At 28.6% G+C, this 25297-nt stretch carries 18 protein-coding genes; 6 read left to right on the top strand and 12 right to left on the bottom strand.

Annotation, left to right across the window (positions count from 1 at the left end):
* Window positions 1-8 precede the first annotated feature (8 nt).
* Window positions 9-3755: a PAS domain S-box protein gene (locus FIA58_RS02685; protein WP_140959759.1), complete on the top strand. Its 3747-nt coding sequence runs from the start codon at window positions 9-11 to the stop codon at window positions 3753-3755.
* Between the two features lie 13 nt (window positions 3756-3768).
* On the opposite strand, the gene FIA58_RS02680 is transcribed toward FIA58_RS02685, so the two are convergent.
* Complete coding sequence (locus tag FIA58_RS02680; protein ID WP_140959757.1) at window positions 3769-4716, bottom strand: MBL fold metallo-hydrolase; 948 nt, start codon at window positions 4714-4716, stop codon at window positions 3769-3771.
* Window positions 4717-4905: 189 nt separating this feature from the next.
* Between FIA58_RS02680 and FIA58_RS02675 the strand changes: the two genes are divergently transcribed.
* Complete coding sequence (locus tag FIA58_RS02675; RefSeq protein WP_140959755.1) at window positions 4906-6798, top strand: peptidase U32 family protein; 1893 nt, start codon at window positions 4906-4908, stop codon at window positions 6796-6798.
* A gap of 67 nt (window positions 6799-6865) precedes the next feature.
* On the opposite strand, the gene FIA58_RS02670 is transcribed toward FIA58_RS02675, so the two are convergent.
* On the bottom strand, window positions 6866-7855 hold the full coding sequence (locus FIA58_RS02670; protein ID WP_140959753.1) for a glycosyltransferase family protein: 990 nt from the start codon (window positions 7853-7855) through the stop codon (window positions 6866-6868).
* 440 nt (window positions 7856-8295) lie between these two features.
* Between FIA58_RS02670 and FIA58_RS02665 the strand changes: the two genes are divergently transcribed.
* Complete coding sequence (locus tag FIA58_RS02665; RefSeq protein ID WP_140959751.1) at window positions 8296-9873, top strand: tetratricopeptide repeat protein; 1578 nt, start codon at window positions 8296-8298, stop codon at window positions 9871-9873.
* Window positions 9874-10049: 176 nt separating this feature from the next.
* On the top strand, window positions 10050-10928 hold the full coding sequence (locus FIA58_RS02660; RefSeq protein WP_140959749.1) for a T9SS type A sorting domain-containing protein: 879 nt from the start codon (window positions 10050-10052) through the stop codon (window positions 10926-10928).
* 102 nt (window positions 10929-11030) lie between these two features.
* Here the strand turns inward: FIA58_RS02660 and FIA58_RS02655 are convergent, their stop codons facing one another.
* From FIA58_RS02655 to FIA58_RS02640, 4 genes are all read right to left on the bottom strand, one after another.
* The gene (locus FIA58_RS02655) at window positions 11031-11951 is read right to left on the bottom strand and encodes a hypothetical protein (protein ID WP_140959747.1); all 921 of its coding nucleotides are present in this window, start codon (window positions 11949-11951) and stop codon (window positions 11031-11033) included.
* A gap of 254 nt (window positions 11952-12205) precedes the next feature.
* Window positions 12206-12718, bottom strand: coding sequence for a hypothetical protein (locus FIA58_RS02650; protein ID WP_243754626.1), 513 nt, complete (start codon window positions 12716-12718; stop codon window positions 12206-12208).
* A gap of 18 nt (window positions 12719-12736) precedes the next feature.
* Complete coding sequence (locus FIA58_RS02645) at window positions 12737-14410, bottom strand: hypothetical protein (RefSeq protein ID WP_140959743.1); 1674 nt, start codon at window positions 14408-14410, stop codon at window positions 12737-12739.
* Window positions 14411-15051: 641 nt separating this feature from the next.
* Window positions 15052-16200 carry a hypothetical protein gene (locus tag FIA58_RS02640; protein WP_140959741.1) on the bottom strand — a complete coding sequence of 383 codons (1149 nt, stop codon included), beginning with the start codon at window positions 16198-16200 and terminating at the stop codon, window positions 15052-15054.
* A 247-nt stretch (window positions 16201-16447) separates the two neighbouring features.
* Here FIA58_RS02640 and FIA58_RS02635 point away from each other — a divergent pair, with 247 nt between their 5' ends.
* Window positions 16448-17365 (top strand): hypothetical protein, encoded by a 918-nt coding sequence (locus tag FIA58_RS02635; RefSeq protein ID WP_140959739.1) that lies wholly within the window; start codon window positions 16448-16450, stop codon window positions 17363-17365.
* Between the two features lie 87 nt (window positions 17366-17452).
* Here FIA58_RS02635 and FIA58_RS02630 read toward each other — a convergent pair whose 3' ends face one another.
* The gene (locus FIA58_RS02630; protein WP_140959737.1) at window positions 17453-17791 is read right to left on the bottom strand and encodes a hypothetical protein; all 339 of its coding nucleotides are present in this window, start codon (window positions 17789-17791) and stop codon (window positions 17453-17455) included.
* Window positions 17792-18072: 281 nt separating this feature from the next.
* Here FIA58_RS02630 and FIA58_RS02625 point away from each other — a divergent pair, with 281 nt between their 5' ends.
* Window positions 18073-19005 carry a hypothetical protein gene (locus FIA58_RS02625; protein WP_140959735.1) on the top strand — a complete coding sequence of 311 codons (933 nt, stop codon included), beginning with the start codon at window positions 18073-18075 and terminating at the stop codon, window positions 19003-19005.
* Window positions 19006-19226: 221 nt separating this feature from the next.
* Here the strand turns inward: FIA58_RS02625 and FIA58_RS02620 are convergent, their stop codons facing one another.
* The 5 genes from FIA58_RS02620 to FIA58_RS02600 all read right to left on the bottom strand — a co-directional run bounded on the left by FIA58_RS02620 (window position 19227) and on the right by FIA58_RS02600 (window position 24752).
* A complete protein-coding gene (locus tag FIA58_RS02620; protein WP_140959733.1) occupies window positions 19227-19757 on the bottom strand; it encodes a hypothetical protein in 531 nt (176 codons plus the stop codon).
* Between the two features lie 55 nt (window positions 19758-19812).
* Window positions 19813-21723 (bottom strand): DUF262 domain-containing protein, encoded by a 1911-nt coding sequence (locus FIA58_RS02615; RefSeq protein ID WP_140959731.1) that lies wholly within the window; start codon window positions 21721-21723, stop codon window positions 19813-19815.
* Window positions 21716-22759 carry a DUF4435 domain-containing protein gene (locus FIA58_RS02610; protein ID WP_140959729.1) on the bottom strand — a complete coding sequence of 348 codons (1044 nt, stop codon included), beginning with the start codon at window positions 22757-22759 and terminating at the stop codon, window positions 21716-21718. The genes FIA58_RS02615 and FIA58_RS02610 overlap by 8 nt, the downstream gene beginning before the upstream one ends.
* Window positions 22752-23924 carry an AAA family ATPase gene (locus FIA58_RS02605; protein WP_165928831.1) on the bottom strand — a complete coding sequence of 391 codons (1173 nt, stop codon included), beginning with the start codon at window positions 23922-23924 and terminating at the stop codon, window positions 22752-22754. Before FIA58_RS02605 ends, FIA58_RS02610 begins: the two co-directional genes overlap by 8 nt.
* Window positions 23925-24002: 78 nt before the next feature.
* A complete protein-coding gene (locus FIA58_RS02600; RefSeq protein ID WP_140959725.1) occupies window positions 24003-24752 on the bottom strand; it encodes a nucleotidyltransferase domain-containing protein in 750 nt (249 codons plus the stop codon).
* Between the last annotated feature and the right edge of the window lie 545 nt (window positions 24753-25297).

Raw genomic sequence — 25297 nt, 5'->3', positions numbered from 1 at the left:
AGAATAGCATGAGAGACATAGAAAGAGAGTATGAAGCGCTACTAAAAAAAACAAAAGAACAGGAGGCACAAATTAAAACACTCCTTGATCGTAAAAAAGCGCAAAATGGTTTCAATGAAAAAGAAAATGATACTTATAAAAATATTTATCATGCATTACTAGATTATAATGATAGTATAGTTATTTTAATGGATGAAAATCTAAATACTATCTACCGAAGTAGATCAGCTGCTATCATTACTGGATGGATAGACGAAGTACACTCTCAAAAACCACTTATAGAATTTATTCACCCTGAATATTTGTCTTATGTTACTGATATGATTCAAAGTACATTGGCTCAACCTAAAATACCTCTTCCTATTACACTACAGGTAAAACATGAAAATGGTAGCTATATTTGGCTTGAGGGAATTGTAAATAATCGTATTGAAGATGCTAATATAAATGGTATTATAGTTACTTTAAGAGACATCACAGAAAGAAAAAAGATTTTTGAAATCATAACTGAAGAAAAAGAAAAATTTGATAAAATAGCCGCTACTTCCCCTGGTTTAATTTATTCTATGCGGCAAAATAAAGATGGCTCTTTAAGTTATCCTTATGCGAGTGAAGCCATTGGAGATATTTATGGTTTTACTTTTGAAGAAATTAAAAATAATACAGATAAAATTTTTAATTTAATACATCCAGAAGATTTACAATTTGTTATAGATAATATTACTGAAACAAAAACAAAATTAGTTCCCCTAAATTGCATCTATCGTTATTTTCATCCTATAAAAGGATTAGTATGGCATGAAGTAAATTCCTTGCCTGTGGTTGAAACAGAAGGAACAGTAATTTGTCATGGAATAGCTTCTGATATAACTGATCGTATTCTTGCTAAACAAAAAATTGTTAAAGCCAATCGCTTGTATCATTTTATTAGCCAGATGAACCAAATGATTGTGCGTACCAAAGAAGAAAAAACTTTATTTCAAGAAGCCTGTTCCATTGCTGTAAACATTGGGAAATTTCAAATGGTTTGGATAGGTATGTTAGACGAAATAACTCAGAAAATAAAACCAATAGTCATTGAAGGAAAAGATAATGGTTATGTAAACACTGTAAGGGAATTATTGATTAATGATTTCAATAATGCATTCGATTCAAGATGTAAAACATTACAAACAGAGAAATATGTTGTGGTTAATGATATTGCTAATGATGACATTATGGATTCTTGGAAAGAGGAAGCTTTAAAAAGGGATTTTTTATCATTAATGATACTACCTATTAAGAAATTTGGAAAACCAGTTGGTATCTTTTGTTTTTATGCTAGTGAGAAAGATTTTTTTGATGATGAAGAAATAGCTTTGCTAGAAGAAGCAACTTTAGATGTTTCATTTGCTTTAGATGTTTTTGAGAAAGAAAAACTTAGAAAAAAAGCATTAAAAGATATGACTGAAAGTGAAAACAGATATCATATTTTAACAGAAATATCTCCTGTAGGAATTTTTCGTACAGATGCTGATGGATATACTACCTATGTGAATCCACGTTGGTCAGAAATAACAGGTATGCCTTATGAAAAAGCTTTAGGCAATGGCTGGTTAGATGCGGTTCATGAGGAAGATAAGGATTCACTACATAAGGGTTGGGAAAATGCTACTGAACAACAAGATTTATCTTTATCCGAATATCGTTTTATTCGTCCTGATGGTTCAATAGTATGGGTTATGGGTCATGCCATGCCCGAGAGAAACGATAATAATGAAGTCGTAGGCTATGTAGGAACTACTACCAATATAACAGAAAGAAAACAAGTTGAAGAGGAACTTAAAAAATCATATGAAAAACTAGAAGCAATTATTGATGCCATACCCGATTTATTAATAGAAGTAGACAAAGAAGGACGAATATATAATTATCATTCACATAAAGAAAACTTATTGTCACATTCTACTACAGCTATCATTGGAAAAACCTTTTCAGAAGTATTACCAGAGGCTGCAGCTCAATGTTTTTCATTAGCTATGGATGAAGTAGTATTAAAAGGTTTTTCTACAGGTAAAAAATACGCATTAGAATTATCAAATAGCAAACGTTGGTTTGAATTATCAATCGCTCCCATGGAGAAGAGTAAAAATAATGAAAATCATTTTATTTGTCTTTCTAGAGATATTACTATTGCCAAGCAATCTGAACTAGAACTTCAAAAAAGTAAAGAACGATATCGTGATATTTTAGATAATTTAGATGCTGGTATTGTTGTGCAAAATGTTAATGGTTCAATTTTATTGAATAATCTAAAGGCTTCTGAATTATTAGAAATAAATAAGGGTAATTCAAATGTAGCTCCTAATTGGATATTTTTAAATGAAGATAGCACAATGATGTCCAAAGATAAATATCCAATTAATCAAATTTTAAATGGAAATAAACCTATTAAAAACCTAATTTTAGGAATTGCTAAACAAAAATCAGAAAAGACATCATGGCTTTTATTTAATGCTTTTTCAGTTAAAGATTCAAAAGGAAAAATAACAGAAATTGTCTCTAGTTTTATTGATATTACTGAACGTAAATTAATGGAATTTGAGATTTTAAAAGAAAAAGAACGTGCAGAAACAGCCAATAAAGCTAAAACTGACTTTCTAGCTAACATGAGCCATGAAATTAGAACTCCTTTAAATGGAATTATAGGTTTTAGTCATTTATTAATGGAATCTAATTTAGAAAAGACACATTATCAATACATGTCTACGATTAATGAATCTGCCTCTTCATTATTAAAAATAGTAAATGATATTTTAGATTTTTCTAAGATTGAGTCTGGTAAATTTGAATTAGATATAGCAGAAGTAGATTTATTTGAATTAACTCAACAGGTAGTAGATTTATTTCAATATCAAGCACATCAGAAAAAATTAAACTTAGTATTTAATAAAGATAAAAACGTTCCAAAATATATTTTGGCTGATGCAGTTCGATTGAAGCAAATATTAATGAATTTATTAAGTAACGCATTAAAATTTACTGAATTTGGTGAAATTCAATTAAATATTACTGAAATAGAGTCAACTAAAAAAGAGTCCGTAATTCATTTTTCAGTTAACGATACAGGAATTGGTATAAAAATGGACAATAATGAAAAAATCTTTGACTCATTCGTACAAGAAGATAATTCTACCAGTAGAAAATTTGGTGGAACAGGATTAGGGCTAACCATTTCAAAACAACTTTTAAGTTTAATGGATAGTAAATTAGAACTAAAAAGTAAATATGGAGAAGGAAGCAAGTTTTTCTTTACCATTAAAGCTAAGAAAGTTAAAAATAGTAATCCCATACGAATAAAAGAAAATATCCAAGATATTCCTGTAAATGAAACTAAATTTTTAAAAAAACACACTTTGTTAATTGTTGAAGATAATAAAGTAAATATGTTATTAACTAAAACTTTAATTCAAAAAATAAATCCTAATATTAGTATTTTTGAAGCTTATGATGGTCTTGAAGCAATCGAACTATTTAAAAATGAAAGTATCGATTTAATTCTAATGGATGTTCAAATGCCTAATAAAAATGGTTATGAAGCCACAACAGAAATAAGGCAATTACAGATAGGTAAAAACACTCCTATAATTGCAATAACAGCAGGAATATTAGCTCATGAAAGAGATAAATGTTTTGAAGCTGGCATGAATGACTATTTGTCTAAACCTATAATTAAAACAGATTTAAAACAAGTTTTAGAGAAATGGTTGACCTAACTTTGTTGTGAATTCAATATTCTCCTTGAAAAGCTTTGGTAAAATCTACTTTTATTTGAGCTATATCTTCCTCAGTATATTTCCTAGAAAAATGAACAGGAATAGCTTTTTTAACCTTAGATTCAAACATAATCTTACCAGATTGGGAAGCATAACTATGATAATTAATCAGTGCTTTTTCTTTATCTTCCTCTTTATAAAACGTTTCAATAAACACCGTATCACATTCCTTAAATAATTGTTTTATTTTATTATGATTTTCTTTATGACTGGCATGATCTAAGATGATTCCTAGTGTATTTCCTCTTTCAATTTTTAAATAATGAAATAATTCTTTTGCTTTAAATTGATGCTCTTCAAAACTAATAATTTTATCTCCTTCTTTTGCAACATAAGCTAGTTTTAACTCATTTATCCATTTTCCTAGTTTGTGAGTTACTTTTGATACATCAATATTAATACTGTCCTTATCTTTAAAATGATAGGCAATTACATCTGTCTTATGGTCTAAAATGGTAAAGTTCACCACTACTCTTTCGTCGTCATACAAAGTAGTTCTATTTGCTACTAGTTCTAATTCCCAATGCGCTGGTTTCATTTCGTAGCTCGTAATTTCATTTTCAGAGATAATTTCTCTTATTTCATAAATTACGGCATCATCTTCCACTAAATTCCAAGTGAAAGAACGCAATTTGGCTTGTATTTGTACTGCAATATTCTTTGGTCCACAAATAATATAACGCTCTTTTGTACCTATTTGATGACGCATAATCTGATCAAAATTAATAAAATGATCAATATGAGTATGTGATATGAAAATAGCACGTGCATTCATGCAATCTTTAACGGTTAATAGACTTGCTTCACCACAATCTACTATATAATTCCATTTGCAATTGTCTAAATAAATGGCAATACAAATATCTTCTCCTAATTTACTTTTTACTTCTGGTTGTAGCATTTTTTAAATATAGTATTCATAACTTAGTTGCAAATATGCTAAAATTATTAGTAAAAAAAGAAAATCATTTTAGCTATTAAAATTCTATTTCACTTCGAATTTTAAACATTCTATAAATTATATCTGAAGTATTTTATATTTTTGCAAATTGTATTCGTTTCTGATGTATAAATTTATCGTTACAATTGTATGAAGAGAAAAGTGGAAATTTTGGCTCCTGCCAAAAATTTAGTGCAAGGAATTGCCGCTATTAATGCTGGTGCAGATGCTGTTTATATTGGTGCTCCTTTGTATGGAGCTCGTACAAACGCAACAAACTCTGTAGAAGATATTGCCGAAATGGTTGCCTATGCCCATTTGTTTAAAGCACAAGTATTTGTAGTACTAAACACCATTTTATATGAAAAAGAATTAGAGCCTTGTCAAAAATTAATTCACGAATTATATGCTATAGGAGTGGATGCACTTATCATACAAGATATGGCCATTCTTGAAATGGACTTACCTCCTATTGTACTTCATGCCAGTACACAAGCGAATAATAGAGATCCAAAACACGTAAAATTCTTAAAAGACGCGGGAATTCAACGTGTCGTTTTAGCTAGAGAATTGAATTTAGACCAAATCAAGGAAATTCATGAAGCTTCTGATGTAGAATTAGAATTCTTTGTTTCTGGTGCACTTTGCGTGTCATTTAGTGGTAATTGTTATATGAGTATTGCTAATGGTGAACGTAGTGCTAATAGAGGTTCATGTGCACAAAACTGTCGCTTACCTTATAACTTAGTGGATGGAACTGGTAAAACACTTATTGCTAACAGTCATTTATTATCTATAAAAGATTTAGACTTAAGTGATCAATTGCCCAATTTAATTGAAGCTGGAATTTGCTCTTTTAAAATTGAAGGTCGTTTAAAAGATATTGTTTACGTTAAAAATAATACTTCTTTTTTAAGAAGAAAATTAGATGCTTTCTTAGAAAATAATGATTCGTTCCAAAAAGCCTCTTCTGGAAAAACCTTCTATAATTTTGAACCAGAGATGGACAGAAGTTTCAATAGAGGTTACACCGATTATTTCGTAAACAAACGTAAAGAAAAAATTGGAAGTTGGGATACTCCAAAATCACAAGGACAATACATTGGTAAAGTTTTAGAATTAAAAGCTAATGGCTATGTGATTGAGAATTCAGACCAATTAAATAATGGTGATGGACTCTATTTCATCAATGAATCTGGTGAAGCGGATGGAGCTCAAATTAATATTATTATCAACAACATTGTAGTTCCTAATACATTTAAATCATTAGCCATTGGAACAGAAATTTATAGAAATTCTGATGCTGAGTTTAATAAAATTGTCGAAAAAGAAAACAGTGCAGTTCGTAAAATAAGTGTAGATTTAGTCTTTACGGAAACTAATGATGGCTTTTTACTGGTTGCTACTGATGAAGATGGACACATTAGCATGGCTACGCTTGAAACAGAGAAAGAAGTCGCTAAAAATGGGAATGACACCCTTCCCAATATCAAAACCAATTTAGCCAAAACTGGAAATACTCCTTTTATGGTTGAAAATATTGAAATCTCTTTTTCAAACAATTGGTTCTTACCTATTTCAAAAGTAAATGAAGTGAGAAGAACAGTTTTAGAACAATTAATAGACATTCGTATCAACGAATACCACAGAGAAGAGTTTCAAATTACCAAAACAGATCATCCTTATCCAGTACAAGAACTTGATTTTACGTACAATGTATCCAATCATTTGGCTAGAAAGTTTTACAAACGTCATGGTGTTACTGAAATTGAGAAAGCCTTCGAAATGCAATGGGATCCTGGAAAATCGAGAGTAATGGTGACTAAGTATTGTGTGAAATATGAATTGGGTAAATGTGCTCGTTTCCAAAGAGATACCATGGGTGAAAAAGTTGTAGAACCTTTAACTCTTACTCATGGTGACAATGCTTATAAATTGAAATTCAATTGCAAGCCTTGTGAAATGGAAATCTGGGAAAAAGATGCCGAATTAGAATTTATAGACGAAGACGAACAATTAGAATTTGTGAGTAAAAAAAGATAATTGATAATTTTTATGAAAAAGAAATCCGTTTATTATAACTCTATTATAAACGGATTTTTATTAAATTCTAGTTGCTATATGTGTCAAACAAAAATTCTAACGTTTCAGTAATATTGTTGGCTTTCATTTTCGGGTAAATGATGTTGCTATTCAGCCAATTTTCAATGACTTGATTAAAATCATCTTTTACAGCATATTCCACAGGAACACCCATCTTCTTTAGCGCAGCAGCATTGCATTCTTGTTCGTAATGCTCTTTAATAGGAATTGATAAGATTTTTTTACCTAAATACAAGGCTTCTGAAGGAGTCTCAAAGCCACCACCTGTAATAATGCCTTCACTATTAATAAGACTTTTATTGAATTCTTTTTGACTCACCGGAAAATAAGTAATATTCCCTATTTTATGTACTTCTTTAACCGTATCTAAAAACCAATGAAATGCTATATGAGGAATGGATCTAAAAGCTTTTTCTAAACAATCTTTATCAAAAGAAGGCAAGTATACGCTAATATGTCCTAAATTTTTAGGAATGGCTTGTACAATTTCATCTTTAATAATGGGTGGATGAATGAAGGAATCATAGGATTCAAAATGCAAACCTAAATTTTGAGGTGCTGGAGCATAATTTTTAAAAATAAATTCACCTATTTTACTTTTACTTTCCGGTCTAGGGGTATTCTCCGATAAAAAACTAGCTTGATGACCAAACTGAACCGAATGCACTTTTTGTAATTTACAAGCCAAAGCAGTTACCGAATCAAAATCATTAATAATTACATCATATTTATGTAAGGGTAATTTAGTGGCGTCTTTGTAAATTTGATAAGGTTTAATATTCTTAGCAATGTCCCAATAATTTAATCCTCCGCATTTGCTATAAAATAAACTACAACCTTTACTTCTAAACTTTACAGGAATTTCTGCAGCTAAACTAGCATTACTACCACTTAGAAAAAAATCAATATCACCATATTTTTGTAAATAAGGAAATAATTGTGTAGCTCTACTAATGTGACCGTTTCCAGTAGCTTGCACAGCATAAAATATCTTCATATTTAGTCATTTAAATCGAATTAAAGCCTTTTTTACTAGCACATTTTTAATTCAAAACTGTTCAAAAGTAACGATAACAACCCATTGAAAATATGACCTAACACAAACTTAATTATCTTTTAAAGCAAGGCTGTAAACTGAGATGTTTTAACGTTGTTTCTTTAATTTTAAGTTATGTAAACGTTTTTTTATTCAAAAACTAATCAATAGGTTGATTAATAAAGTGATGCAAAAAAATCATCCATTGTTTGCCACTAAAACTATCTTATAGTATATCAGAGATAAATGAATTTTAATGAAGAAAACTCTTTTCTAAATAAATCATAATTTTTAGCTGCTTTATTATTTTTTAAAAATTTAGAAGTATTTTTGATCTGATTTTAAATACATTTCCTATCAAAACAACTTTAATTTTCTTATTTATTTGTCTTTTTGGACAAATGACACTATTTGGAACCAATAGTAAATATTGTGATTCTATTCTTAAAGTTAGTGTTGATTTAATGCTTCGCAAAGATCATGTTGCTTCACTAGAATTACTTTCTGAAGCTAGAGAATTAGCAGAAAAAAACAAATGGTACAAACAATTATTCCTGGTTCAAAACAATATAGGAAACAACTATTATATGCTTCTTGATTATGGAGAAGCCCTAAAACAATATCTTGAAAGTTATAAAATCGCGACATCTCATTTAGATGGTACTCAAATCATGATTGTGCTTAATAATATTGCCATTTTATATAGCAAAGAAAAAAAATACGATAAGGCTAATGCTCATTTCACAAAGGCTCTAGTTTTAGCTCAAAAATACAATGACTCCTTAAAAATAGGTTTATATACTATGAATTTAGGTCTTTTAGCCAATGAAGAAAATAAATTACAACAAGCTCGCAACTATTTCAATAAGTCGCTTCAGTATTCTAAAATGCCAGAAATACGAATCCCTACGTTAGTTGGTCTTTACAACAATGATTTACTTCTAGGAAATATAAAAGAGTCACGTTTACAAGCAGAAAAATTACTTTCTAATTTAAAAAATGAGCAAAACAATGATAATAAAATTGATCTTTCACTAATTATCGCAAAGTCATTTTTAAAAGAAAATAATTTAGTAGAAGCCTTGCAATGGACAAATGTAATCTTTACAGAAAAACCTGATTTAGAAAAAAAAATTGAATTGTATGATCTACTTTCAAATATCTACTTTAGACTGAAATCCTATCCTTTAGCCTTTCAATATAAGGATTCTATAACAATATCAAATAGTAGACTCAATACTATCAAAAATAGTAAATTATATGAAAGTAGCGAAGTGAAATTCCAAATTCAGAATTATAAAGAAAAAATTATTGAAAAAGAAACTAGAATTAAGAATGAGCGAAAACTTTTTTATTCCATACTAATGGTCATTGTTTTTGCGGTTATAATTTTACTATTAATTTTTAGAAATTACTTTATAAAAGCGAAGCAGAAAGAATTGCTTGCAAAAAGAGAACAGCAACTAATCACCTTTAAACTTGAAAAGGAAATGGCTGAAAATTCTTTATTACTTGAAAAAGAAAAAACAGCACTGTTAGAAAAAGAAAGTTTACAAAATGAAATTCAATTAAGAAATCAAAGAATTTTATCTAGAGCATTATATATCTCTGGACGTAATCAATTGTTACAAGATATTTTAAAGTCTTTTTCTACCATACCTAGTGATAACAATACCATTATAAATACCATTCAAGCTTTAAAAGAACATTTGAAGACCGATGATGATTGGGAAAATTATGTGCGTCATTTTGATGAAGTCAATCAAGGTTTCATTAAAAGGTTAACAGAAAAACACCCTGATTTAACTACAACTGATATTCGTTATATTTCTTACGTTTATATGAATTTAGATACCAAAGAAATTGCTACTATGCTTAATATAACTCCAGTTGCTTGTAGAAAAAGAAAAGAAAGAATAGAGAAAAGGTTAGAACTTCCAAATGACATTTCATTAAATGCTTATCTATTGAGTGTTTAAACTCTATTGAAACTTTTCAAAAAGTTGTCTTATCAAGTAATAAAAATTAATCCCACTTTGTATTTTTTCTTTATTGTCACAATTTATTCAACTTTATGTCACAATTTGTCACACCCTAAAAAGTCTCTAAAACAGGTAGCTTTTCTAAATTTGAAGTAAATATTAAAAAAATTATTATGAAAAAATTTTTACTACTTCTAATTTTTATTAGTGGATTAAGCACCTCTTTTTCACAGAATCCACAAATTCAAGGAGATCTTATGCTTTGCCCTTGGACAAATGGTACTGCAACAGTTATGAACCAAACTTATGATACATATCAATGGTATTATAAATATTGGTTCACTTCAGACAATTATGTAGCCATTTCTGGTGCGGATCAAGCTTCTTTTACATATGATTGGTACACCTATGACCAAGCTCTTTTAAAAGTAGTTGTTACCTTAGGAACTGATACTTTCGAATCTAATGAAATACAAATTGATAGTTATGCCTGGTCTAGTCTAATAATAGTGAATGAAATAAATGAGACAGTATCAGTCGATAACTTTAATGGAAATTTTTTATTATGCCAAGGAGGTAGTTTTAATAATACTATAAATAGTCCTTATAATACCAACATACAATGGTATAAAGATGGTTTACCAATTCCAGGAGCAACCACTATTTCATATGTTATAACTGAACCTGGAAATTACTATGTTGAAGCCTCACCAGATTTTTGTCCAAATAGTTCTAGTAATAATCAAGGTATGTCTATGGTTGTTGAATGGGATACTAATTGTACCTTAAGCACTAACAGCCCTACTGCTCTAAATAATGCAATCACTATTTATCCAAATCCAGTAGCACATACTCTTACTTTAGGTATTACTAAAAATAGTATAATAAATAGCTATAGTATTATTGATGCTTCTGGTAAAGTATTAATACAACAGAAAGTATTATTAAGTAACAACGCAACAATTGATGTTAGCAATTTATCAAATGGTTTCTACATCTTAAAATTAGAAAGTGATTCTGGTGAAGCTATAAAAAAATTCATCAAAGAATAACTAAACCTTTTTGCCCCTAAACACAATGCAACAAGAAAAACCCTGTAAGACTTTATGCTTACAGGGTTTTGTTATTTGAAATATTGTATACTTTAAAAGCAATTAAAGTTCTACCATAAAATCATAAATAGCATAATGAGGTTGCCCTGAAGTAACCGTATTTAACAAAAATATTGGATTTGAAGGTGTACAAGGAGTAATATCAAAATTATTTGAAATAATACCTGACGAACTTCCTACAACCCATCTTTTACAACAATTATCATAATGAAAGCCTAATTCTTTCATGGTAAATATATTGTTAGCAGGAAGGTTTTTATAGGAATATCTTCCTACTAGGTTGGCACCTAAATCATATTCTAAAATATCTCCATAATTAGGTGAGCAAATATAATTGGTTAAACCAGAAATCACTTGCACTTTATTCCCTACAAAAGTTAACCCATTAAATTGAGGAAAAGATGGAAAAGATGAAAAAGGATTACAAACACCTGTACCTACATTGACTTTTAATATTGAAGAAGTAGCCTCCTTTATCGCTAAGTATAAGCCTGTATTGCCATAATTTTCAATATCTTGCAAAGGAGCAGTTGCATTTGCGGCAATATTTGCGGCACCTGTAGATATTTGAAATTTAAGTATTTTTTGTGGAAAGTTAGAATTTGCTCCAGTTACAGCCCATGCATAATCAGGAACACCAGGCATATCGCAAATACCTGTAACACTAGTAACAAGTGTAGTTCCTATTTTTAAAGTAGAAAGATAACTATAACCTACTGTAGGTGAAGAACATAAATCTACTTTATAAATGTGTGAACTAAGCCCTCCAGGAACAGGTGTACTTGTACCACCAGATAATACTAAGGCATACATATCGCCACAAGAAGGAGCACGTGAAGTAGTTGAAATGGTTTTACTGTTGTTTTTAGAGTCAACTTCAATTGATTCATCAGGAGTTTGACATGACCATAGCAATGTAACTACACTTGCTAATGCCATTTTCATAATTGTACTTTTTTTCATGATTTGTGTTTATTTGAAATGTTTATTACCTAAAATTAAGTAATATTTTTTTATTCAAAAACACTTATTAATTATTAAATTACTGTAATTCAATATTTTATGATTATTTACATTTTTTCTATACTCCTTTTTAACAAATAGTAAAGTTTTACTATAAACTAGTTAACATTTAAAAGCTGTGTTCATTCTTTTATATATTATATGCTCTAAAAAGTACAAATTGCAAAAGTTTTTTTAAATCTGAAATCCACTTATCATTTTTCTCCCCAAAAACTCCATTGTTGTCCATTATATATTTGAACTGTTTTTGAAACTGGATCATAAACAATCGTACCCGGTTCAGGACTAGGAATATTGGCATAAGCATTGTCTACTTTGGGCAATATCAACGCTTTATCTGAAGATTCTAAAACTAAAACACCTGAAGCAGTACTAGGGTTAATTCCTATAACAATACCATTTCCTACATCGGTTAATAAATCCTGAGAAGAAGTATCTACTGTACCTGATTTTCCTGAAAGATCTATCCAAGCGGTACCATTATAATATTTTACTCGTTGATCGTTAGTATCGTAAATTAATGTTCCACCTACTGGAGAAGTAACTGCTGCTGCAGAGGTAACCCAAGGCAAAACAATTCCTTTTAAAGTTCCTTCTTGAAAATCTAAAATTCCATCACCTTCAATCACAGTTTTCCCTATTCCTACTTGGGAAAATAAACAAGAAAAAGGTAAAATTACACTTAAAAATAAAATTATTTTTTTCATCATTTGATTTTTAAATAGTTAGTAGCATCTTTGTTTTATAATTACCCATGAAGTCCCATCATATAACTTCATTACTTGATCGTCTGTATCAAAAACTAACATTCCTTCAACAGGGTTAATAATTGCTGTTTCTGGTGAATCCATCCTAGTTATAACAAAACCTTTGGTTTTAGAACCTAAAATTAACATTCCGTTATCTATAGATTGTATCCATGATTGACTAGCAGTAGCATCAAAAGTGGAAATAATCATATTTTGACCACTCACAGGAGTTCCTGTACTACCATTCTCATAACAAATAGAATTGCCAAATGTAAAATACATGTTGTTTTCTAATGGTATATTTAAAAAAGCATCTGTTGTTATTGGAATTTTTGTGTCTGAGTTATCAAAAATAGCATCAGTACTTAACAATATATAATCAGCATCAGTATTATCTAACTTTAAATTTACCGATGTAATAGCTGAACCCATTTTTTGTACTTTCCAAATGCGATTCATATGATGCAATGCAAAGCCACTGATATGATTATCAAATTGAGTATTTAGACCATTATCTGCAACTAGTAAGTAATTTAAATTAGTAGTAATAGCAGTATGAGAAGCATTGTTTGCCGTAAAATTTGTATCTGTTGATATTGTTATAATTCCGTCCGTATTTACCGATTTTGAAATTTGCTGATGCAAAGCCGTTGAGTCATCTCTACCAATACCAAAGATGTTTTTATTATAAGTTCCTGCTGTCGTTGCATCCCAAATAACAGTTCCATTTGTAGCCAGATAATTATTTGGTGAAGTTTGATTTAAAGTAATACCATATTTAATGGCTAAATAGCTGTTTATTTTTAAAGTCTCAGTAGCAGATAGATTTTTACTATAATGAATTATTTCGCCTAAAAGTCCATCAAATGCTCTATCACTACTAAAAGTTAAATTACCACTCTTTGATTGTCGGCCAATAGAAATAGGACCAGATGTAACTTGATGCGAACTATTTTCATCTATACGTGTAGCATCTAATTCCACTAGCGATATGGTAGTAGTAGCCCGAACTAAATTATTTATTATTATATTTTTATTGGTTCCAAAATTTACATCATAATTATACACATTAGGTTCAGAAGTACCAGCCCAAGTAGTAAAAAATTCTGCTCCTCCATTACCTATAGAGGTATACCCATAAGACCTGTGGCTTCCAATAGCAAAACCATATCCTCTATCTCCATAAAATCCAAAATCAAACACAAAGGGAGCTGTTTTGGCAGCACTAGTTATATCTGGTTTGGCAACCACAAAAACATTAAGGCCTGCTTGAGCTGCAAGGGTAAAAACATAATCATTACCAAAATTTAAACCATTATTGATTCCGTCAAATTCTACTGTGGAATTAAAATTAATTCTTTTAGTACCTGACGTTCTGTAAACTGGTGAGGACAATTCACCACTATTAGTAGCATTGTTAACTCTAACACCTGATTTATCTACCCAATTATTAACTATGACTCCATCTGCCGCAGCAATACCATCATTTGCTTTTAACCAAATATTTAATTGCGTGGTTATACCTCCTGGTCCAACTTGGGAATACCCAGTCCAAAAAAACAAAAAAAGAGGAAACAAAATTATACTAATCTTCTTTTGATAAAATATAATCGTTTTTTTATACAAACTTATTATTATTAGCTTTCTCATAGATAGATAGATAGATAGATAGATAGATAAATTTTTACTTCTAATTCTCATAGAAAATTAGATATTTTACAATACATTGATAAAATTATTAGACCGATTGAAAAAATTTGTAGATAAAAAACTCATTTGAATGGTTAAACAGTAATTATGTTTTTTATAAATACAAATACAAGAATATTTATTAAAAAACAACTATTTAATCTTGTAACTATTTCATAATCAAACAATAAAACAAATTAATAGATAAACATATCTCTCAATTAATTATATCTTTTGCTACAATAGTCATGCAACACAAACATGAAGTTTATCTATTCTTTTTTAAAGACTTTTACTATTATTGAAGTAACTGGAGCTCAACTCGACTCTTTATTAAGTAATGCCATTTTGTAGTTTTCTTTCCAGAAAAATTAGTACTATAAAAGTAAAACATTGTACTCCTGTCAAGGATGGTTTTGAAAGGAAGTAGGTGTAAGAGGTTAAGGGCTTGAACGATCATTTTAAATTATTTTTATTTTTTTAATCAAATCGTTTTTGAATTTCGATTTGAATGTTAGTTATACTGAATTTGAAAACAAAAATACTTTTTTTTTATATCCTATAAGTTAAATTAGTGTTTTATTCTAACTTTAGGATCATTACTAAAAATCTAGATTAGGTTCCTCTCCATTTAAAACTCTTCCTTCTATCAATCTTTGTAAATAATTATCCCTTAAACCAGTATAAAATAGATCTTCTCCTCCTACAGAAAACCCCATTTTTATATTGAATAGGTATTGTTCGAAAGCCAAAGGTAAATGATCCGCTACTTTTTTACAACGGTATTCATTATGAGCCAAAACCAACGCTTCTCTAAAATCTTCATTTGCTCGTATAGGTATATTTTCTTTAGCTTCAATCATTTCTCTAATTAGGTCTTCGTAATACATGTTATCTTGAATGGAATTGGATTCCTCATAATGCTTGTACTTGCTTTGTATGTCTTTGGTTTCAAACGTTTTTACAAAAAAAGAAACCACTTCATGATCGTACCCAACAAGAGACGGTTTATAATCTGTAGGAGTGTTTACTGGTTGCTCTTTTTTTTCTTTTTCCTTCTCCTTGTTTTTAAAGTACAAATCGGAGTAAAAATTTTCTTTTTCACCTCTAATATCTGGTAAAAGGAACAAGTTAGTATTGCCAGTTCTTTGATTATGGAACTCATACCATTCAGGCATTTCAAGATAATCACCTTCAGGATTTAAGTAGCCCGCTTTTCTTTCTTCATAATCTTGCCATTCATCACCTGAGCAATAATCGATAAGTTCCGCTTCTTCGCTTAGTAAATATTCTTGATACATTTCAATGTCGCTTGCTGTAAGAGGTTCTAAAAACGGACAATTTAAAATATCGTTTTGCCATATTACAAAATCAAAACAAATTTCTACACCTTCTACTTTAATTTGTTCTGCTCTCCACAAACATTGTAAGTCAAATAATTTTTTTTGCAAGATAATTTCTAAATGGTCGTGTGCAAGTTCTATCCACTGGGAACGATGATCATCGGCCATTTTTTTATACATATCTCCAAATCGAAACCACATGTATTTCTTTTGCAAATAGTCGTTGATAAAAGAACTAATAGAGCTTTCTTGATAGCCTTTGAAATACGCTTGAATGGCTTCGTTTTGTTCGATTTCTTTTCGCCATTTTATTTTAAGCTCTTTTTCATCTAGGAGTTCTTGAATGCCTTTTTCTATTCTATCCTTTGTGTATTTATCTAGGTTTGCGTCGTCATTTGGTGTTTCCATAGTAATATCAATTTAGATGAAACCAATTAGGTTTTACTTCTTGAAAAGAAATGCTTTTCATTTTACGAATCTTCAAGAATTGTACCAAATTTAGGATGAAAAATAATCATTATTTTTTTATTAGCAAACGGTTTATAAAAGTAAAATAAAGTCTCTAATTAAGTAGTATTGTAATTGTTATTTATAATAAGTAATTCAGTTGAATGTAAAATTTAAAAAATAAGATTTACTTTGTAAAAAAAAAGTTATGTTAGAAGCTATAGTTACAATCTTTACCTTTAGTACCATTGGTTTTATTATATGGAAGGTATTTCGCTTTATAAAAGGGAATGATATCACATTTGGTAACAAAACTGTTGCCTCAATTATTACCTACTTAAACACTAAGAATTATACTAAAGCTGAAAATACAATCCAACAATTAAATCCAGATGATTTTACAGCAACACTAGATGCTATTGGACTAAAAGTAACAACAGATTCTTTAAAAAAATGGGAAGAAAACACAACTAATCCGGAACTTGTGCAACTTTGTTTAGGTGTTCATTACCTACATAAAGCTTGGATTGCTCGTTCCCACGAATATGCTTCGAATGTTTCTCAAAAAAAAGCAGAAAGCTTTTACGACTTACTTGCTATAGCAGAAGACTATTTTTCTCTTATTTCAAACGAATCTCCTTATGCAATGGAGAAATATTCAAGAATGATTCGGTTGACTACGAGTCAGGAGGGTTATACTTCGGAAGCTACGACTTATTTTGAACTAGCTATAGAAAACAATAAAGATTTCTTTTACCCTTACATACATTTAGCAGAAGTACTTCAACCAAAATGGGGAGGAAATCAGCAATTAATTACTGATTTTATAAACACGTTGCCTGATAATTTCTTAATAAAAAATACAGTAAAACTTAAATTGTTATTGGACTCTTACATTTGTTCAGAAAACTATTTTGAAGGGGATTTGGAGTATACTACACACAAAATACTTTATGAAATTGATAGTAAAATTGGCAACGAACCAATTAATTCGATCCATAAATACATGTTATATAACTACATGAAAGAGATAGCGAGTGTATTGCATAAAAAGAAGTTAGTTAGTAAGTACAAAAAAGCGAGTAAGAACTACCCTACTTTATATCCTTACGGAGTTATTCTTTAATTTGGATACTCCGATTTTTAGTTCTCAAAGGATTATTTTTATTTTATATCAATCTCTTTTTCATATTCGCAGCTATTTTTTTAGCTTCTAACATACTAATTCCTTTGTAATTAAAGATGTCACTAAGACTATATTATCTTGTTGTAAAGCTAGTAGGACTTTATGAATGGTTGGTTGTTTTAAGTGTTGTTCGTTCATAACTTTAAATCTATAAAAATAAGGAGAAAAATCTCTTCCTTGAATACAACCTACAATAGGTAAAACATTATCACCATTCATAGTAACTTCATATTCGTCACAGGTTAATTGAACTACATTTTGATACCAATTCTTGATGTAGTTAGTATAATTCTCACTACTTTTCTTATCACTTCCTAAACCATTGATATGCTCTTGATTAAAATCCACTTTGTACTTGAATATCATTTTGATGAAATCCTATTTGTAATAAAAACCTAAAGTGTATTTCTTATAAATTTATGTAAGTAATTCCTTCAAAAATACGCTTTTTTAAATAAAGAAGAAGAAAACAAACACATTTAAAATCAAAATAAATGGATATTAAAACCTCTACTTTCTAAAATCTATAATTATTGTTCAAAAATTGGGTAATAAAAATAAAAGGATAACACTACCTAATGATCGATCAAATGGTGTATCCTGAAAAACCATAATAAAAGAGTAAGGAAAAACTAATATAATAAATCATGAAATTAATCTCAAAAACAGCTCTTTTACTTGTATTTCTATCCTTTTTCTCTTGTTCTAATGAAGAAGAAGTAAATCCTTTAACTAATGATGATTTCAATTCTTTAGGCATGAGATCAGATGGTAAACTATTAATTTTTAAAAGTATTGAAGATTATGAAAAGGTAGTAAATAATCCATCTGAAGCTTTACAGAACGAAGTTTTAAACGAAATTACTAAAATGCCTCATCTTACTTACGCAGAAGTTAATCCAATTGTAGCATTAGACATTAATACTATTGATACTTATATTAGTCCTTATTTTTCAAAACTGATTAATAAAGACAACTGCATTCAAATTGGTTCACATATATTCAGAATTAATAAACAAAATGGAACTGTACTTGTATTAGAAGCAAAATACGCAAATGAATATCAAGATTTAGTTCAAGAAAACATTTTGAATTCTCATATTCAAATCTATTCAACAGATGATGACATATTAGGATTAATTGTAAATGGTAAAGAATCCATTACAAATAAAATTTGTAGAGAGGATGCCGCTGGAGGACGTAGCCAAGGTGTAGGCTTACAAATTGGTGGAAGACTTGTTACTTTATATAGCATCTACGAAAAATCGGGAATTTATTGTTCTGCACATTACTATATGTATTCTAATGCTACATTTAGTAGTACTGAAAGAGCTTATATACAGACAGAAAACACATGGACAAAAGCAAAATGTGGTAATCCATCAGGACCAAGTTCATTGCCTTGGTATAGTAGTCCTGGTCACACTGGTTATGAAAAAATACTTCCTGTTTATAAATCTACCAAACGTTTAAATGGGTATCATTTAAAAAGTAGAATTCGTTTTGAATTGGGATCTACTTCAAGTTATACCACTTCATTTTCTACTTGGGCAGAAATAGAGGCTAATAGCCCTTATTAATTTAATCCTTGAATTAAGCATAAAAGAAGAACCCCGAATTTTAATAAATTCAGGGTTCTATATTTATTTAAAATAGATTATTTCACTTCTTCAAAACCTACATCTTGAGTTTGGATTTTAGAAGTATCAGCATGTGATTATGCATCTGTAACAGCTAAAAGACCTTAGCAACCTGTCAGGTGTAAATCCCGAAATGACTTAGTGAAGAATTAAATTTAGCTTTAAATAATTCTTTTTTTCATATTCTCTGCTATCTTTTTAGCTTCTAGCAACGTACAATCTAAGGCATCAAAAATTAAGGCGGTTGTTAAGGGTAATTTATCTTGTTTTAAAGCCAAAAGTACTTCGTGAACTGTGGTTTGTTTTAGGTGTTGTTCTTTGTTTACTGAAGTAGTACTGCTCTTTTCTAAATTATATCCCATTTTTTCTAAAAGGAATAAGGCTTTTTCAATTTTATAGTGTTTCTGTTTTGAAAAATCATATTGCTCTATAGCTAAAGCAACAATTACTTCTTTTACAAAATGAGGTTCGTGCATATTTAAAACTAATTCTTCTTCCCCTTTATAAACTCTAAAACAACCTTGCCAGATTAAGTTTCTAGTATAATTAGGGTTTTCTATATCATATTTAAAATCAACTATAATAAACTTGTTTTTAGCTGTGGTATCTACAAATAGTTTTAGCTGCCATTCTTTAATAACATAGTTATAAGTTTTAGTTTCAATAGTTATATGACGTAGTTTTTTTATCATTGTTTTAGTTAGTTCTATTTTATTAATTCAAACAAGATAAGGTATCCCTGATATTTTAGGTAATATTTTTAAAAATTACACGATTTTCGTCATTTTGTTTAAAATCTAAAAACAATAATTCTTTTTTTTGAACATCACTACCTAAACTTATATTCCATCTTATTTCAAAGAATCTAAGTAATTTCATACCTCTCTCTAAAATTGAATCATAGTTCCATTTTTCAAATTGGCTTATCTCATTTTCAATTAATAAACTATCATTATTTATTTTTAATTTCAATTCATCAAAGCAAACTTCGTTGAATTCTGCGCTCCTTGATTTAACTAAAATAAAATTCCCCAAACTTCCAGTTATATATTTCTTTTCCCTCTTAGTATGTTGTGCTATTTGTTTCTTCCAACATGCACTGATAGGTTCGTAAGGCAAAATATTTTGAACATGTACACCATTGTATAATACAATATTTTTATTTAAATAATTATCGTTTAAATAATATTCATATTCAAACAAAAAATATTTTAAGTAATTCCAATTAGCATATCCGTTGGTTGCATCTCTTTGAAATAAATCTTTTAAAAAATTATAAAAATTATCTCTATCAAAATAACCGGATATTTCTTCTGTACCATAAATCCAAAATTTTAAATCTTCAATTATATCATTTATATTTAATTCATCTTTATACAATTCATTTGCTTTAGCATTGAAATGATAAGTTCCTGTATTTGATCTTCTTGCTGAAACATTAAAAATTAAAAAAACGTATGCTTCAGTATTTTTAACCAATTCAATTTTCAATTTAATATCTTCATTTACCAATAATGCCGACATTATTAAAGGTTGAAAGGCTTTAAAACCAACTATGTTTTGTTTTTTTAACCAATAAATTAATTCTCTTGATTGAGTTATCTCAAATGCATGTTCATGAGAAGGGTTAAACATAACAAACCATTGTTTAACTGCTTCACCTATACTGTCGATATAAATTTTAATCTCTTTATGACCTATTTTTTTTGAAAAGACTTGTTGTGATGTAAAAATTCTATCAAAAATATCATTAGCATAAAACTCAGGTTCTCTTCTTTCATATCTATGGAAAACAATCCAATGATTTTGTAAAAATGAATCATCATCTAATTTTTTATCTTTATTTAAACCTAAATATTTATAAATGATTTTCCATTTATCATTGATATCTTCTCTTAGCTCTTTTTTTATTGATGTCTCCTCTTCTAACAAAGTTGATAAATATATTAGTCTATTTTTTAGTTTTTCTAAATTAGATAAAGGTTTACCTCTATTATTCATAGTTTCAAAAACTATAAATATATCTAATTCTTTATCAAGTATTTTAAAATCAAATTTTAATTGTTTAGTTATTTTATCGAATAAATTACTTTTTTCGTTCAAAGAAAGCGTTTTAATTCTTCTAATAAAGAAATCTTTTGTAGTAAACAGATTATTAGTATAAGTAGTTTGTTCTAAAGTTTTATTAGGACTATCGTTTTGTTCAAAAATTTCTCTTTTCAAAAATTCATAACTTGGATTATCTTTGTGATACCCGAAAATGTATGACTTATCTTCGGATGCTATATTTTGTGTAAAAATATATTTGTTAATTAATGAACTTTTTGTTTCGAAACTTAATTGTTCATTTTCATCTATACTATCAATAATAACCCATAATAATATTATTATTGTAGTTAAACGTTGTTGTCCATCAACAATAAAAAAAGGTTTATCATTTCTTCCTTCAATAACCCATTTATCTTCTTTCCATTTTGAGTATTCTTGTTTATCAACTTCTTCTACACTAATCATACCAGTGTAATGAACTTTATCTTTTTGTAAGTTTATTATATCTTGCCAAAAATCTTCCAAATGATTTTTTTCCCATGAATAACCACGTTGGTAATCAGGTATTCTAAAAATTTTATTTGAAAAAATATCTCTTATACTATCCATTTATTTTTTGTTTATTATGTATTAAAAAAATATTAACATCATTATGCTTATCAATTTTCATAGGTAAAATAGCAAAAATATTACTTTCATTAATGATAATTGAAGTATTTATATTTGTAATTTTTTTGTCTTCAGGTAATTTTTTATTTAATTCTTGAATTCTACTATTTATATTTGAAGAAATAGAGGATATATTATTAACACATTTACTAAAAAACCATAACTGGTATTTACCTCTTATAAAATGCTTACTATCATTATATTCTTTAAGTAAATTTATATTTTTAAGAATAGTTTTATAATTAATCTTAGATATATCTGCACCTGTCTTTTTTATACTTTCTAAAGTCTTTGAATCTTTATATATAGCTTTATCTTTTGCTGGAATACTACTCTTTTTTATTCTTTTTAATACTTCAGAATTTCTATATTTTAATTTAAAAATATCAACACTTTTTAATATAAAAAAATCATCCATTTTTAAACTATTTAATTGCATATGTTCATTGTTCTTTCTGAAAATTAATATAATACTAGTTAAGTACATTAAATAATTTTCGAAAATTTTAAAAGAGTTCTCAAATTTATCTACATATTCATTAACTAAATTGTCATTTTTTAATTTAAAAATATTCTCAAGTGTATATTTAAAAACTTTACTTGAGGAAATATAATTTTCTATAGAATAAAATTTAGTAACAAAGACATTTCTATCTTTTTTACTTGAAAAACCAATTATATCTTCATAATCTTTATCGACAAAGAACAATATTCTTGATTTATCATAAAGGTTCCAATTAAATATGTTGTATGAGCTTAAAACATTTTTTTTTCCATTCTTTGGATAATGTAGAATTTCAAAACCACTATATATATATTCAATTGATTTTCGATAAAATTCAAAATCATCATCTGCTTCAACAAACACATGTAATGTTTTTTTATTAAAATCATAATGTTGTTTAATTTCAAGCAATGATTTATTGTCAGAAATATTCTCTTTTGCATTAAAAAAAAGATCAACAGTATTACTCATTTATTAAGAATTCTTTTATTCCACAAGTATTTTCTCTAAGCAAATTATTAACTATAAAAGGTGAATGCGTTGCTACAATGGTTCCTATACTATGATTAATTATATCATTTAATATCATCTCTTGCCAAGCTATTGATAGCGAAATTTCTGGCTCATCTACAATAACAAAAGATTTTTTATCATCAAAAAATAAATGACTAAAAAGAGATATTAATTGTTTCTCACCAGATGATAAATCATGCAAATTAGTTATGATATTTTTATTATTATTTTTTAAAAACAACTCACAATATTGGTCATCAAAAAAAAGAGTTTTTTCTTTATTGAAGTACCTATTAATTAGTTCGATAAAACTAACTATTAATTCATTTTTTTTATCCAAATTCAATTGATAAAATTCTTTTAGTCTGAAATTAACATCAGTCATACCAAATTCAATCATTTCAAGCTTATCAACAATTGTCTTATTTTTCAACCATTTTTCATTATTTCTAGAACTTATAATTTTAGTAAAAATCTTATTTAAATCTTCTTCAGTTTCACTAAAATCACTATTATTTTGACTTTTCTCCTTAATTATTATATTTCTAATTTCAGGATATAAAGTAAGAATATAATTAGATACTCGTTTATCAATATCACCATATATTGAAAAATAATCTTTTTCTATTCTTCTATAAGTAGGCAAATAAATAACATTAATTTCCCAATCAAAAACTGAGTCATCAAACTTCTTTAACTCTAACTCGTCAATTAATGATAAAATCAAATTTTTTGGAACATCATAATCTTGTTCTATTTCATCAATCATATATAAATTTGATTTTAAATCATTTAAATTATATTTTAAAAATACGTTATTAATAAAAGATGAATAATTACTGTATTTCTTTGCTAAATTATTATAAATTTTTTTTGATATCTTATTTGCCTTAAACTCTTTTCTTTTAAAAATATATTCTTTGTCATTTATTGTTGCAATAATCTTATCAAATTCATATTCAATAATTTTAGCCCATTGTTTTGTTAGAAAAAAATACAATAACCTTAAAATTGTGGTTTTACCTGATCCGTTATCAGCTACTATTATTAATTTATTATCTTTTATATTGATTTTGAATACTTCGTCAAACAACCCTTCTATAATAAAACTTTGGACTTTCATAAATATGATTTTGTTTTTTTTAAATCTAAGATAATTAACGCAAAGTAAATTGTTTTTCATTATTAAACTAATATACAATTAACTTTTTATCATCCCCCTAAAAACCCCATCCAATTCCACACTCCTTTTCTTCCCACTTCCCAAACCACTCGCATTTTCTTGGTTAAAAGCTACTGTTTCCTGTAAGAAGTTGGTGATTAGTGCTTCTTTTGGGTGTAAATAGGTTTCGTTTTGGTTGGCTTTTATTTCCATTAATTCTTTTACTTTGTCTTTTATGTTTTGTGGAGCAATAGGTAACAATTCCATAAAAGCTACTGGTGGAAAGGTATTGTTTTCTATAATCCATTTTCCGGCTAAAGCCGTTCGCAAGGCATAGAAATAGCTTTTTAGTTTTACTTCTTCTTGTTCGCAAACGGCCATGAAGTTTTTAGTCGTCCCCAAATAATGGTGCAAACAAGCCACTGGTGAAAAACAGTCTTTTGCCAAGGTTCTTAGTTGTTGCATAAACGCTTCATTTTCATAATACACTACTGGAGAAAAAATCCATTCCAGCAAAGATGCGTTGGATTTGGCCAGTAACCTTACGGTTTTCCGTAAATCCCAACCAGAGCCGTCTAAATCGTCTGCAGTCATGAATTCAATAGTATCGGGTTGTTCCCAAAGCGACAAATAATAATCCAAATCGTGTTTGTAAATAAAACGGATGTCATAATCACTATCTGGAGAAGCAAAACCCCAAGCTCTACTCCCACTTTCAACAGCATATAACAACTCCACTCCTTTTTGAAGTTCTATCTCTTTTAGTTTTTCAAGTATTTTATCTTTCATAATCGTGTTTCTCAAATATAGTAATAAAACGGGTTGGTGGATATAGGTATTTTTACCTGTTTTTTTGTTGTAGGTTGTAGGTTGTATGTTCTAGGTTATAGGTTGTCTCAGTTTGTGTTGATTGTTAACTGTTGTAGGTTGTAGGTTCTATGTTTTCTCAGATTGGGTGTAAATGGAACGCTGAGCACGCTGATTTCACTTATTCTCACAGATTGATTTTGTGATTTAAACAACCCAAAACAGACAACAGACAACAGACAACAGAGAACAGAGAACAGAGAACCTATTCTATCAGTTTGTGTGTAAATGGATTGTGGATAAGAATTGTGAAAGTAAACCGATTTTTTTTACCAACAGCTACACACAATACTGTCACCCTGTAAGGGTCTCACTTGAAACTCTATAAAGTTTGCGCTACTTATGGTACAGCATTGAGGATTTTGATTGCGTACGCTACTTGTGAGATGCTTACAGCATGACAAGATTGAGAATTCTGTTTTGTAATCCACATCACTTAAAACCTACAACATAGAACCTACAACAAT

It is taken from the genome of Flavobacterium jejuense (assembly GCF_006491595.2).
In the GTDB taxonomy this organism is placed as follows: domain Bacteria; phylum Bacteroidota; class Bacteroidia; order Flavobacteriales; family Flavobacteriaceae; genus Flavobacterium; species Flavobacterium jejuense.
This window is presented reverse-complemented; position numbering and strand designations above follow the sequence as displayed.

Excerpts from the sequence above, each read along its gene's own strand:
- FIA58_RS02630 (WP_140959737.1), bottom strand. The coding sequence starts at position 17,791 with ATGATATTCAAGTACAAAGTGGATTTTAATCAAGAGCATATCAATGGT.
- FIA58_RS02615 (WP_140959731.1), bottom strand. The coding sequence starts at position 21,723 with ATGGATAGTATAAGAGATATTTTTTCAAATAAAATTTTTAGAATACCT.
- FIA58_RS02685 (WP_140959759.1), top strand. The coding sequence starts at position 9 with ATGAGAGACATAGAAAGAGAGTATGAAGCGCTACTAAAAAAAACAAAA.
- FIA58_RS02625 (WP_140959735.1), top strand. The coding sequence starts at position 18,073 with ATGAAATTAATCTCAAAAACAGCTCTTTTACTTGTATTTCTATCCTTT.
- FIA58_RS02635 (WP_140959739.1), top strand. The coding sequence starts at position 16,448 with ATGTTAGAAGCTATAGTTACAATCTTTACCTTTAGTACCATTGGTTTT.
- FIA58_RS02645 (WP_140959743.1), bottom strand. The coding sequence starts at position 14,410 with ATGAGAAAGCTAATAATAATAAGTTTGTATAAAAAAACGATTATATTT.
- FIA58_RS02660 (WP_140959749.1), top strand. The coding sequence starts at position 10,050 with ATGAAAAAATTTTTACTACTTCTAATTTTTATTAGTGGATTAAGCACC.
- FIA58_RS02640 (WP_140959741.1), bottom strand. The coding sequence starts at position 16,200 with ATGGAAACACCAAATGACGACGCAAACCTAGATAAATACACAAAGGAT.
- FIA58_RS02675 (WP_140959755.1), top strand. The coding sequence starts at position 4,906 with ATGAAGAGAAAAGTGGAAATTTTGGCTCCTGCCAAAAATTTAGTGCAA.
- FIA58_RS02605 (WP_165928831.1), bottom strand. The coding sequence starts at position 23,924 with ATGAAAGTCCAAAGTTTTATTATAGAAGGGTTGTTTGACGAAGTATTC.
- FIA58_RS02620 (WP_140959733.1), bottom strand. The coding sequence starts at position 19,757 with ATGATAAAAAAACTACGTCATATAACTATTGAAACTAAAACTTATAAC.
- FIA58_RS02600 (WP_140959725.1), bottom strand. The coding sequence starts at position 24,752 with ATGAAAGATAAAATACTTGAAAAACTAAAAGAGATAGAACTTCAAAAA.
- FIA58_RS02680 (WP_140959757.1), bottom strand. The coding sequence starts at position 4,716 with ATGCTACAACCAGAAGTAAAAAGTAAATTAGGAGAAGATATTTGTATT.
- FIA58_RS02670 (WP_140959753.1), bottom strand. The coding sequence starts at position 7,855 with ATGAAGATATTTTATGCTGTGCAAGCTACTGGAAACGGTCACATTAGT.
- FIA58_RS02650 (WP_243754626.1), bottom strand. The coding sequence starts at position 12,718 with ATGAAAAAAATAATTTTATTTTTAAGTGTAATTTTACCTTTTTCTTGT.
- FIA58_RS02655 (WP_140959747.1), bottom strand. The coding sequence starts at position 11,951 with ATGAAAAAAAGTACAATTATGAAAATGGCATTAGCAAGTGTAGTTACA.
- FIA58_RS02610 (WP_140959729.1), bottom strand. The coding sequence starts at position 22,759 with ATGAGTAATACTGTTGATCTTTTTTTTAATGCAAAAGAGAATATTTCT.
- FIA58_RS02665 (WP_140959751.1), top strand. The coding sequence starts at position 8,296 with ATGACACTATTTGGAACCAATAGTAAATATTGTGATTCTATTCTTAAA.